The 13,123-nt window shown below is 31.5% G+C and carries 9 protein-coding genes; 3 read left to right on the forward strand and 6 right to left on the reverse strand.

The genetic code is table 11. The annotated features are described in order from the left end of the window. Positions 1 to 88 precede the first annotated feature (88 nt). Together CPJCM30710_RS03890 and CPJCM30710_RS03895 are read left to right on the forward strand one after the other, a co-directional pair. The gene (locus CPJCM30710_RS03890) at positions 89 to 967 is read left to right on the forward strand and encodes a 50S ribosomal protein L11 methyltransferase (RefSeq protein ID WP_212902859.1); all 879 of its coding nucleotides are present in this window, start codon (positions 89 to 91) and stop codon (positions 965 to 967) included. Between the two features lie 353 nt (positions 968 to 1,320). Continuing rightward, positions 1,321 to 1,731, forward strand: coding sequence for a hypothetical protein (locus CPJCM30710_RS03895; protein WP_212902860.1), 411 nt, complete (start codon positions 1,321 to 1,323; stop codon positions 1,729 to 1,731). A gap of 121 nt (positions 1,732 to 1,852) precedes the next feature. Here CPJCM30710_RS03895 and CPJCM30710_RS03900 read toward each other — a convergent pair whose 3' ends face one another. Continuing rightward, on the reverse strand, positions 1,853 to 4,399 hold the full coding sequence (locus CPJCM30710_RS03900; RefSeq protein ID WP_212902861.1) for a calcium-translocating P-type ATPase, SERCA-type: 2,547 nt from the start codon (positions 4,397 to 4,399) through the stop codon (positions 1,853 to 1,855). A gap of 305 nt (positions 4,400 to 4,704) precedes the next feature. On the opposite strand from CPJCM30710_RS03900, the gene CPJCM30710_RS03905 reads away from it, so the two are divergent. After that, the gene (locus CPJCM30710_RS03905) at positions 4,705 to 6,345 is read left to right on the forward strand and encodes a putative manganese-dependent inorganic diphosphatase (RefSeq protein ID WP_212902862.1); all 1,641 of its coding nucleotides are present in this window, start codon (positions 4,705 to 4,707) and stop codon (positions 6,343 to 6,345) included. 45 nt (positions 6,346 to 6,390) lie between these two features. Here CPJCM30710_RS03905 and CPJCM30710_RS03910 read toward each other — a convergent pair whose 3' ends face one another. The 5 genes from CPJCM30710_RS03910 to nifJ all read right to left on the reverse strand — a co-directional run bounded on the left by CPJCM30710_RS03910 (position 6,391) and on the right by nifJ (position 13,033). Then, positions 6,391 to 6,750 carry a response regulator gene (locus CPJCM30710_RS03910; RefSeq protein WP_212902863.1) on the reverse strand — a complete coding sequence of 120 codons (360 nt, stop codon included), beginning with the start codon at positions 6,748 to 6,750 and terminating at the stop codon, positions 6,391 to 6,393. Between the two features lie 28 nt (positions 6,751 to 6,778). Next, positions 6,779 to 7,606 (reverse strand): hypothetical protein, encoded by an 828-nt coding sequence (locus CPJCM30710_RS03915; RefSeq protein ID WP_212902864.1) that lies wholly within the window; start codon positions 7,604 to 7,606, stop codon positions 6,779 to 6,781. Positions 7,607 to 7,925: 319 nt separating this feature from the next. Continuing rightward, on the reverse strand, positions 7,926 to 8,759 hold the full coding sequence (locus CPJCM30710_RS03920) for an aminotransferase class IV (RefSeq protein ID WP_212902865.1): 834 nt from the start codon (positions 8,757 to 8,759) through the stop codon (positions 7,926 to 7,928). 110 nt (positions 8,760 to 8,869) lie between these two features. Then, on the reverse strand, positions 8,870 to 9,220 hold the full coding sequence (locus CPJCM30710_RS03925) for a DUF1292 domain-containing protein (RefSeq protein WP_212902866.1): 351 nt from the start codon (positions 9,218 to 9,220) through the stop codon (positions 8,870 to 8,872). A 291-nt stretch (positions 9,221 to 9,511) separates the two neighbouring features. After that, on the reverse strand, positions 9,512 to 13,033 hold the full coding sequence (nifJ, locus tag CPJCM30710_RS03930; protein WP_212902907.1) for a pyruvate:ferredoxin (flavodoxin) oxidoreductase: 3,522 nt from the start codon (positions 13,031 to 13,033) through the stop codon (positions 9,512 to 9,514). Between the last annotated feature and the right edge of the window lie 90 nt (positions 13,034 to 13,123).

The following is a 13,123-nucleotide window of genomic DNA, read 5'->3' on the forward strand; positions in this document are numbered from 1 at the left end:
TTTTAATCAAAAAAATCACAATAAGCTTTTAATAAATTTTTAAGTTTGTGATAAAATTAAACTTACTAATCTATAAGGAGGATGCTGTATGCACGAAATATCAATAAACCTACCTTACAAAGAGGTTGAAAAAACTATTGAAATACTTCAACTTAATGACTTTTATAATACATATTATAATGCACCCTTTGAAGTTACTACTGAAAAATATGGATATGGATATTTTGAGAAAAAAAATGAGAATATAAGCTTAAAGATAGTAATTGAAGGAAATAGACAGGAAGCTGAAAAACAACTTGAACTAATTAAAAAATTAATTGCAGCAAATAATTATGAGATAAATAGCATTGAAACTACAAGCGATACAATTGAATTTGAGCCCATTGACTTAAAAAACGGTTGGTTCTTAGCCTCTCCACACTATGAATGTAATCATAAAAAAAAGATTAATTTTATTCCTCAAGGAGCCTTTGGCACAGGGCTTCATGAAACTACCCAAGATTGTTTAAGGTTTATTCTAGATGAAAACTTTATTGGCAAGAAAGTTCTAGATATAGGTACAGGTTCTGGAATTCTTTCTATAGGTGCTGCCCTAAAGGGAGCTGAAAAAGTTTTTGCGCTAGATATAAGAGATGTTAGAGACGAAATAGAACTTAATGCTTCCCTTAATAGTATAGATAATATAGACGTTTTAGTTGGAAATGCCTTAAATGGAGAAATAACAATCAATGAACGTTTTCAATGGATTTTTATTAATATAGGTGGAGAAGAAACTCAAATGTTTATGCCTCTTATAGCTTCTCATATAACTAGTGGTGGGAAGTTGTTATTATCAGGACTTGTAGAATGGAGCTTTAATTCTGTAATAAATGAAGTAGAAAAATATAATTTTACTCTTATAAAAAAAGTACAAAGTAACGAATGGTGTACTGCTATCTTAATTGAAAACAAAGTGAATGGGAGTTAAACCTATTCACTTTTAGTCTTTTTATCTAAGTTAATAGTTCTTAGGTCCAATAAATTCCCCCTAACACTACGGTATATCTTTCCAAATATTCAAGACAGTTTATTGTTTGAACAAATAACGTTTTGCTTATACTAAGAACAAAGCAATATATTTTTTGATAATTAGTTAAATCCTTACTCTGTTATTTACAGTTTTATGATTAGTTTTTCAAATCAACTTTATATTTCTTAAGTTTACATTTTTTAACTTTACTATTTTAATACATTTAATATTATGCTATAATACTACTACTAGTTTACTACATTGTAATATTATGGACTAATAGATAACTTTAAGGAAAAGGAGCTAACAATATGAGTTTAAAAGAAAGACTTTCTAAATATTATACCGAATCTTATATAAAAAAATATGGGGATAGAATGGCACAAATTCAAGGTACAGTAATTTCAGCTAAAGTTGAAGAAAAGACTATTCTTTGGATTTTTCACAAGGTTACTGCAACCTTAATAGTTAGACCTGAAAGAAGTAAAGCTGTTATTAAATGTGTTTATAACAAGAATAGATGGTTTAAAAAACCTCAATTTATTCAAGTTAATCAAGGGCATAATGTTATGATTCAAGGTCTAAAAGGTAAAAAAGGTAAAGAAAATCGAGAAATAATTCAAATAATGAATGTTCTAAACTTAACCACAAAAAAGGACTTAATACCAGTAGATCATTCTCAAATAAAAAAGGCAAAACAACAAGTAATGAGAACAAAATAGCATAAAGATTAATAATAAAAGTGATATTCTATATTTAAAGAATATCACTTCTTTATTTGTTGTCATTTCACCAAGGAAATAAAGCTAAAAGTTAGTAGGCTGAATCCTACTAACTCTTATATTACTTTACTTTTATATAAAGATATACACTATTAATTAGTGCTATAGTTCCTGAGAAGAATAATACTATTAACCATTGACCAATAGTTAAAGCTGTAGTATGGAATATTTTACTTAGAAACGGTACGTAAAGTATTAAACATAACATAGTTATAGAGGTGCAAACAGCTATAACTAAATAAGGGTTTGTTAGGAATTTTATTTCAAAGATAGAATGTCTTTCAGACCTGCATTCAAAAACATGGATTAACTGTGACATAACTAGTGTACTCAATGCCAATGTTCTAGATGTATTCAAATCAAACCCAAAATGAATTCCTACTAAAAAAGATAATAACGTGCAAACACCTATTAAGGAACCCCTAACCATTATTTTTTCTGTTAGTCCCCTAGAAAAAACACTTTCAGTCTTTTCTCTAGGCTTTTGCTTCATTATATCTTTATCCGCAGGATCTACCCCTAGCGCTATAGCTGGAAGACCGTCAGTGGCTAAATTAACGAATAATATCTGTATAGGTGCTAATGGAGTTGGAAGATAAAAAATTGAAGCTAAAAACATGGTTAGTACTTCTCCAAGATTACAAGAAAGAAGATATCTTATAAACTTTCTTATATTAGAATAAATTGTTCTTCCTTCTTCCACTGCAGCAACTATAGTTGCAAAATTATCATCCATAAGTATCATGGAAGATGCTTCTTTAGTTACATCTGTTCCTGATACCCCCATAGATACTCCTATATCTGCTTCCTTTATCGCAGGAGCATCATTAACGCCATCACCAGTCATTGCAACTATGTTACTGTTCTTTTTAAAGGCTTTTACTATCCTTAATTTATGGCTTGGACTTACTCTTGCAAAAACCCTGGTCTTTTGTACCTTTGAGAAAAGTTCCTTATCACTTATAACTTCAATCTCTTCACCAGTCATAACCTGGTCTATAGTGTTACAAATATTTAATTCCTTTGCAATAGCATAAGCTGTATTTTTATGATCTCCTGTTATCATTATTGGTTTTATACCAGCAAGGCGACATCTCAACACTGCATCTTTAACCTCTGGTCTAGGTGGATCTATAATCCCCGCAACTCCAATAAATATTAAGTTTTTCTCTAAATCTTCTCCTCTTTCTAAGTTTGAATCTTTGTAAGCCGCTGCTAGACATCTCAAAGCCCTATTAGACATAGCTTCAACAAAAGATATTATTTGTTTCTTTTTTTGGTAAGTAAGAGTTTTAACCTTTCCTTCTTCATATATATGGGAACATCTTTCCAAAAGTCTTTCTGGTGCCCCTTTTATATAACAGGTTTCTTTTCCATTCTCTTTTACTATAACACTCATCATCTTTCTTGATGAATCAAAAGGTATATCATACACCCTATGAGACATACTTAAAAAACCTCTTAATGCGCCAATTTCTCTAAAGAAAAGTTTTATTAAAGCTGTTTCTGTAGGATCACCATAGAGAGCCTTTTCTACATCCTTTTCTCCAAAATTATAATTGGTATCATTACAAAACACAAAAGCTCTTGCAAGCATTGGATTAGACGGAAGTTTTTCTTGATTAACATTATAAATCCTTTCATTCATATAAACTTCTTTAACAGTCATCTTATTCTGAGTTAAAGTTCCTGTTTTATCACTACATATTACTGATGTACATCCTAAAGTTTCGACTGCAGGTAACTTTCTTACTAAAGCATTTCTCTTAAGCATTCTTGAAACTCCGAGAGCTAGGGAAACAGTTACTATAGCTGGAAGTCCCTCTGGTATTGCAGCTACTGCAAGACTTACTCCTAAAAGAAACATTTCTGCTAAATCATTTCCTCTTAAAATACCTAACGCTGTTACTACTGCACATATACCAAGACAGATAAACACTAGAACTTTACCTAGGGATTCTAATCTTTCCTTTAAAGGAGATTTTTCTTCTTCTATATTTTGTAGAAGATTAGCTATATTTCCCATTTCTGTTTTCATGCCCACTTGAGTGACTTTTATAAGACCTTTTCCTTTTAAAACTGTAGTTCCCATATAAAGGTTACTTTCCTTTTTGCCTAGCCCTTTATTGACACCTACAGACTCGCCAGTAAGAAGGGATTCATCTACCATTAGTGAATTACATTGGACCAGCTCACCATCAGCAGGTACTCTATCGCCTGACTCAAGAATTATAATATCTCCTAAAGTTAAATTCTTTGCGCTAATTACTTGTACATTACCATCTCTATATACTTTACATGTAGGCGCAGCTAATGATTTTAATGCTTCTAGAGATTTTTCTGTTTTAAATTCTTGAATAAAACCTAAAATACCATTAATAATAATAATAATTAATATAGTAATAGCATCTGCCTTTTCTCCCATCAGTCCCGAGATCACTGTTGCTGTCATAAGTACCCAGACCATAAAATCATTAAATTGAGAGAAAAATATTATAATAGGTGATACCCTCTTTTTGTGACTTAATTCATTTAATCCAAAAGTTTTCAGTCTTCTTTCAGCTTCTGCAGTTGAAAGTCCTCTTACAAGTTCCTTTTCCTGTATCACGCTAGTTCCTCCTTTATCTATAAAATATCTATAGTAATATATGTGGACATGTTTTCTCTTAGAACTTCTTTACATTAACTAAAACTAAGGAAGAAATTCTAATTAATATGGAATATAATACTTAATTTTCTAACAATATACTATATTTCCTAAAATATTATGATTTTGGAAAGGTAATCGTTTTAATGATAAGTTTAAGATTCTTTACTTTTGTATAAAATGTTATTATAAGCTTTACATTTACTAATATAGCATTTAGAATATATTCTGTATAACTAAAATAGCTAATAAGGAGGATACTGTCAGTGAAGGACATTATATACGTTACTGGTCATAAAAACCCTGATTCTGACTCAATATGTGCTGCTATTGCTTATGCTGAATTTAAGAATAAAACTGGAAATGTTCCAGCAGTACCTGTTAGACTTGGAGAATTAAATCAAGAAACTCAATTCGTTCTTGATTATTTTAAAGTAGAAAAGCCACAGTTCTTAGAAACAGTTAAATTAAAGGTTGAGGATTTAGAATTTGATAAGGTAGAATCTGTTGCTTCAGAAGCTTCACTAAAACAAGCTTGGAATGTTATGAAACAAAGCAATGTAAAATCCCTTCCAGTTGTTGATAGTCATAAACATTTAATTGGTGTTTTATCAACTGCAAACTTAACTTCAAGTTACATGGACATTTGGGACAACTGTATTCTAGGAAAGAGTAATACATCAATCGAAAACATAATTGATGCACTTTCTGCTGAAGAACAATATATAAATAGAAATAAAGAGAGTTTTTCTGGTAAAATTGTTGTTGCAGCAATGCAACCAGAAACAATGAGAGAAATAGTAATCAAGGAAGATATTGCTATTGTTGGAGATAGACCAGAAGCTCAAGAAGCTTTAATTGATATTAAGGTTTCTTTAATTATAGTAACTGGTTCTAATAAGATTAATGAAGCGTTAATTGAAAAAGCAAAAGAAAATGGAGTTTCTGTTATATCAACTCCTCATGATTCTTTTACTGCTTCAAGGCTTATAGTTCAATCAATACCAGTTGAATACGTAATGGCTAAAGAAAATCTTGTTTCATTCTCAATAGATGAACTAGCTGACGATATAAAAAAGGTAATGGCAGAAACTAGATATAGAAGCTATCCCGTATTAGATGAAGATAATAAAGTTGTTGGTACAATTTCAAGATACCACTTAATCTCAAATCATAAAAAGAAGGTTATCCAAGTTGACCACAATGAAAGAGCTCAATCTGTTCACGGATTAGAAGATGCTGAAATATTAGAGATTATAGATCATCATAGAGTTGCTGATATTCAAACTGGAAATCCTATTTACTTTAGAAATGAACCATTAGGAAGTACATCAACAATAGTGGCTAAAACATTCTTTGAAAATGGAATTATTCCATCAAGAGAAATTGCTGGTTTACTTTGTAGTGCTATCATTTCTGATACATTATTATTTAGATCACCAACTTGCACTACTATTGATAAGGAAATCTGCTTAAAACTTGCTGAAATAGCAGGTATTGAAGTTGAATCTTATTCAAAAGAAATGTTTAAAGCTGGTACTTCATTGAAGGGTAAAACTGTTGACGAGATATTTAATCAAGACTATAAACCTTTTACAATTGAAGGAATTAAAATAGGTGTTGCTCAAGTTAACACTATGGATATAGAAGGATTCATGCCTCTTAAAGACGAAATGCTTGCTTATATGGAAAAGAAGGCTGAAGAAAGTGGACTTAAGATGATAATGCTTCTATTAACAGATATAATAAATGAAGGTTCACAAGTTTTAGTTGCAGGTAAAATGCCTGAAATAGCTGAAAAAACATTTAAGGTTACTCTAAAAGATAATACAGCATACTTACCTGGAGTGCTTTCAAGAAAGAAGCAAGTAGTTCCACCACTAACAAATACAATAACATCGATGTAAAAAAACGCGACCAAGTCGCGTTTTTAATTTTATACATATAATAATTTAATCTAGAACTTTTGTTATTACCTCAAGTACTCTATCGGCTTGAAAGGGCTTAACTATAAAATCTCTTGCACCTGCTCTTATTGCATCTATAACCATACTTTGCTGTCCTATTGCACTACACATTATAATTTTAGCCTCTGAATCAAAATCCCTTATTTTCTTTACTGCTTCTATACCATCCATTTCAGGCATTATTATATCCATAGTAACAATATCTGGCCTTTTTTGCTTATACATTTCTATTGCTTTTATGCCATCAGTTGCTTCCCCTACAACTTCAAATCCATTCTTCTCTAATATATCTTTTATCATCATTCGCATAAATACTGCATCGTCTACAACCAATACTTTAGCCATTTTTAATATCCCCCCAAGTGAATTATACCTATAAAACTGAATACTTTCTCTTCGGAAATATGCCTATCTCAGTAACTAAATCTTTAAGATCTAATGTAGTTTTTTCTAACTGTTCTAAAGTTTCATTAAGTTCTTGAAGTTTATAATCATTGCTTATCTTCTCTAACCTCATTTTATACATAATAAGCTGCGAAGCCATATCCATAATACTATCTAGTCTTTTTGAATCAACACTTACCAATTGAGTAGACTTCTTTAATTGATTATTATTTCTTTTTTCATTATCATTTAATGTATTTATGAAAGGTATTACTTCATCAATCCTCTTATTCTCTACCTTCTTTTCACTTTCATCTCCAAAATAACCTCCAATTTCTTCTACAAAAACCTTATCAACTTCTGAAATGTTATCTACTATTTTCTCAATATCTAAAGGTTCTAAAGTAGTTATTACAAGAAGTTCCATTGAAAAATCAAAATTTTCATATTCTATATCTTCAGCAGCTGGATATGATTTAATTATTTCTCCATACTCTTCTAAATTCTTAAAAATTACAAAAGCTCTTGCCGATTTTAGCAGGGTATTTTTATTAAGATCTATTTTAACTCCTATAGCCTTAAACCCTTTTTGCTTAGCTTTCTTTATTATATTAGTATCATACTCATTTATATCCATTAGGAAATTATCGTCTTTAATATCTATCTCTTTTCTATCTACTTGTTTTTTCTTTAGTATAAGGCCATCGATACCTATATCATTTTGTGGTTGTTCTAAAGCTAACAATATTTTATTTAACACATGTAATTTATCAATGGACTCTTCTGAAAGCATTGAAATATATTGAGATTTGCCCATATTGTTCCCCCCATAACTCCTCACTACTATTTATACCGTTAAAAATATTATTTATATCTTACATTATATCTACCAAAAAAATCCTTACAGCATTAAGTATACCATATTAAACATTAACTTCAATTTATTTTTAGTAAAAAAATGTAATTTTTTTTAACATAAATGAAATCGAAAAAAGCTAACCAAACATCAAGTCTACTCAGCTTTTTTCACATTCAACTTAGTAGAATAACAGCAAATAAATCTAACCTTTAGTAAAGTTCAGAAAAACATAAAATCTCAATACCTCTAAAATTTTAAATTTAATTATGTTTATTTATTAAAAGTTGTTCTTTCTAATTTCAATATAATTATTAATATTCTTATCATATAATTTCATAAGCTTCAAAATTAAATCATTACTACTTGAATTAAAATTTATTTTATCAACAGCACATATTGGTAAAATTTTAGGTGAAGTACCTGTAATAAATAAACCATCAAAACTACACATTGTCTTATAACTAATCTTATCTTCAATTATTTTAATATTATTATCTATGCATAAATCAATCACAGTACTACGAGTTACTCCTGGAAGTACATCATGTAATGGAGATGTAAAAACCTCATTATTCTTAACCATAAATATGTTTGATCTGCTTCCTTCAGTAACAAATCCATTTCTGTCAACTAAAATAGCCTCATAAACGTTATTTGCTTTAATTGCTTGATTTACAGCTTCTCTAAAATTACCATTTATTATCTTTGCATTTGGATTTTGTCTTTCACCAAAATACAATATGGTCTTTACTCCTTCATCATATTCTTGCTCCGAAGGATATGAATGCTTAACAAAATAAATCATTAGATGTTTCTCTTCACTATATGAATCAATTATTAACTTTATATTTCCCGTACTCGTATTATTCACTTCAATTAACTTATTAATATGTTTTTTAATTTCATCCTCTGTATACTTTAAAGTTTTATTTATAATTTTAAAAGAGTTTTCCATTCTTTTTAGATGTCTCTCTAAAAATAATGGTATACCATCTATTACCCTTAAAACTTCATAAACTACTCCATTCTTTAGAAGTATATTATCATTAAATTCTCCTTTATCTTTAACTACTCCATTTTCAATATATTTTTCGTTATGACATTCATTCATTTATTACACCTCTATTTCCTTAATTGTTATTTTAGTAAAGATAAATAACTTCAATCCTTATAATATAAAAAGACGGGTAGTCGCTTACCCGCCTCGTCTTACTTTTTTTATTATTGAGCTAATTCAGTCTCGTAGTACTTAGTTACCTTATCAAATTCTTCATCATCAGGAATTACAAGTTCTCCTTGTTCTCCTTCTGATCTAAATAGGTAAACTGATCCATCATCTGGATTTTGAACTAGAACATATTCCTTATCATCGTGTTCAAAAGCATCTATAACTTCACAAGAAACTACATTTCCATTTTCATCTTCAAGATCCACTACAAAAGATTCATGTTCATGTTCTCCGCATCCGCATCCATCATCACCATGATCTCCACATCCACATGTATTTTCCTTTTCTTCATTATGTCCGCAGTTACAACCGCCTTCGCAACCATTTAATTCTTTATCTAACATACACTTTCCACACAATCAATATTTGATGTGTGAATTCACCTCCTCGGTATAATTTGGTTATGTCTTAATTTTACCCTTAATTCACCAATATTAAAAGTACTTTTTTCTTTTTTATATAGTTATTTTTATAACAATTTCTATAAATCAAGCTAATCAACCATCAAATCTACTAAAGACACACAACTTAAATTCTTAAAGAGTTATGGTACACCAAAATAAGAGGAGTTCAGTCAAATTGGACTGAACTCCTCTAAGTGATTATTTCAATCTATATATTTCACGTAATATTAATTATTGTTGATTAGCAAGTTTTTTATATCCTTCTAATCTTTCCATAGCATCTTTTTGAGTCTTCTCAAACAATGCTTCAGCAGCTTCTGGGAATGCCTTAGCAAGTGAAGCATATCTTACTTCTCCCATTAAGAATTCTCTAAAGTCACCTTTTGGTTCCTTAGAATCTAATATGAATGGGTTCTTTCCTTGTTCTTTTAATGCTGGATTAAATCTGTACATTCCCCAGTATCCGCATTCAACAGCTTTTTTAGCTTCTAGTTGGCTGTTACCCATACCAACTTTTAATCCATGGTTGATACATGGAGCATATGCTATGATTAATGATGGTCCTGGATAAGCTTCAGCTTCAGCTATAGCCTTAAGAGTTTGATTCTTGTCAGCTCCCATTGATATTTGAGCAACATACACATAACCGTAGCTCATCATCATCATACCAAGATCTTTCTTCTTTGTTCTCTTACCACTAGCAGCAAACTTAGCTATAGCAGCAGTTGGAGTTGCCTTTGATGATTGTCCACCTGTATTTGAGTAAACTTCTGTATCAAATACAAAGATATTTACGTCTTCTCCTGAAGCAAGTACATGATCTACTCCACCAAATCCTATATCGTATGACCAACCGTCTCCACCGAAGATCCATTGTGATCTCTTAACTAAGAAATCTTTATCTTTTAATATTTCCTTAGCTAATTCGTTATTATTTTCTTGTTCTAGAGCAGCTATAACTCTATCAGCTCTATCTCTAGTTCCTTCTCCATTGTTTATGTTCTCTAACCAATCAGTTAAGGCAGCCTTAGCTTCATCACTTAATTCAGTTTGAACAGCCTTCTTAATAGTTTCAGCTAATCTTTCTCTTGTAGCCTTAACTCCTAAGAACATACCAAGTCCAAATTCAGCATTATCTTCAAATAATGAGTTAGCCCAAGCTGGACCATGTCCTCTATGGTTAACTGTGTATGGAGTTGAAGGTGCTGAACCTCCCCATATTGATGAACATCCAGTAGCATTAGCTATCATCATTCTGTCTCCATATAATTGAGTTATAAGCTTAGCATATGGAGTTTCTCCACAACCTGCACAAGCACCTGAGAATTCAAATAGTGGTTGTTCAAATTGGCTACCCTTTAATGTTAACTTGTTCATTGGGTTAGCTTTTGGAGTAACGTTCTTTACTACATACTCCCATCTTTCTATTTCATCATGTTGAGTATCTTGTGGCTTCATTACTAGAGCCTTTTGTGGTGCTGGACATACTTGAGCACAATTTCCACAACCAGTACAATCTAATGGACTTACTGCAATTGTGAAATTCATTGGCTCGTCCGTCTTTAATGCCTTAGCAGCTACAATCTTCATGCCTTCTGGAGCATTATTCTTCTCTGCTTCATTTAATAAGAATGGTCTAATTGTTGCATGTGGACATACATATGCACATTGGTTACATTGTATACAGTTACCAGCTATCCATTCTGGAACATTGATAGCAATACCTCTCTTTTCAAATGCAGCTGTTCCATTTTCGAAAGTACCATCTTCCATACCAACAAAAGCTGAAACTGGAAGGTTGTCCCCTTCTAATCTATTCATTGGATCAACGATATTCTTTATGAAGTTTGGCTTATCAGTTGAGTTAGCTACTTCTTCATCTACAGCGTCAGCCCAATCTGCTGGAACATCTATAGCAACTATTGCATCGATTCCCTTATCTATAGCACCATTATTCATATCAACTATATGTTGACCTTTCTTACCATATGACTTTACAACAGCTTCTTTTAAGTACTTAGCTGCATCCTCAACTGGAATGATCTCAGCAAGTTTAAAGAATGCTGATTGCATTATCATGTTTATTCTTCCGCCAAGACCTATTTCTTGAGCTATCTTAACAGCATTTAAAGTATAGAACTTAATACCGTTATTAGCTATATATCTCTTATACTTAGCTGGTAATTTTTCATTTAACTCTTCTGGAGTCCAGATAGTGTTAAGTAAGAAGATACTATTCTTCTTTAATCCATCAAGTACAAAATACTTATAAACATATGATTGGTTATGACATGCAATAAAATCAGCCTTATTGATTAAGTAAGGTGACTTGATTGGCTTCTTACCAAATCTTAAGTGTGATACAGTTACACCACCTGATTTCTTTGAATCATAAGCAAAATAACCTTGAGCATACATGTCAGTATAATCACCGATGATCTTTATAGCACTCTTGTTAGCTCCAACTGTTCCGTCTGATCCTAATCCCCAGAACTTACAAGCCTTAGTTCCTACTGGAGTAGTATCAACATTAGCATCAGTAACTTCAAGTGAAGTATTAGTTACATCATCAACTATAGCAATAGTGAATCCATCTTTTGATTCATCCTTAGCTAAATTTTCATATACAGATATGATATGAGCTGGAACAGTATCTTTTGAACCTAATCCATATCTTCCACCAACGATAACTGGAGCATTTTCTCTACCATAGAATGCATTCTTTACATCTAGGTATAATGGTTCTCCAGCTGCTCCTGGTTCCTTTGTTCTGTCAAGAACAGCAATCTTCTTAACAGTACTTGGAATAGCCTTTAATAATCTTTCATTAGAGAATGGTCTGAATAATCTTACCTTTACAAGACCTACCTTATTTCCATTTTCATTTAAGTAATCAACTGTTTCTTCTACAGTATCAGTTATTGAACCCATAGCTATAATTACTTTGTCAGCATCTGGTGCTCCATAGTAATCGAAACAGCTATATTGTCTACCAGTTAAATTAGTTATTTCAGCCATATAGTTTTCAACTATTTCTGGTACTGCGTCATAGTATTTATTTACAACTTCTCTTTCTTGGAAGTAAATATCAGGGTTTTGAGCTGTACCTCTAGTTACTGGATGGTCTGGATTTAAAGCTCTTCTTCTAAAAGCTTCTACAGCATCCATATCTACTAGTTTAGATAATTCATCATATTCTAAAACTTCAACCTTTTGAATTTCATGTGAAGTTCTAAATCCATCAAAGAAGTTTAAGAATGGAATTCTTGACTTGATAGCTGAAAGGTGTGCAACAGCTGCTAAATCCATAACTTCTTGTACTGAACCTTCAGCAAGCATAGCAAAACCAGTTTGTCTTGCAGCCATTACGTCTTGGTGATCCCCAAATATGTTTAATGAACTTGTAGCTAGCGCTCTAGCTGAAACATGTAATACTCCTGGTAATAATTCACCAGACATTTTATACATGTTTGGTATCATAAGTAATAAACCTTGTGAAGCGGTAAATGTAGTAGTTAAAGCTCCAGCTTGAAGTGAACCATGAACAGCTCCAGCAGCACCTGCTTCTGATTGCATTTCCATGACATTAACTGGACGTCCAAAAATATTCTTTCTTCCTTGAGCAACCCATTCATCAACATACTCAGCCATTGGTGATGATGGAGTTATAGGATATATCGCTGCAACATCAGTAAATGCATATGCTATATGAGCAGCAGCTGTGTTTCCATCCATAGTTTTCATCTTTCTCATTGCCATTATGTTTGACCCCTCTTTCTATTATTGTTTATGTCTATTATTGTTTATATTAGAATTACATTTCTAAAGCTTAGTTTTAGAAAT

This window comes from Clostridium polyendosporum, assembly GCF_018332455.1.
Taxonomy (GTDB): domain Bacteria; phylum Bacillota; class Clostridia; order Clostridiales; family Clostridiaceae; genus Clostridium_AY; species Clostridium_AY polyendosporum.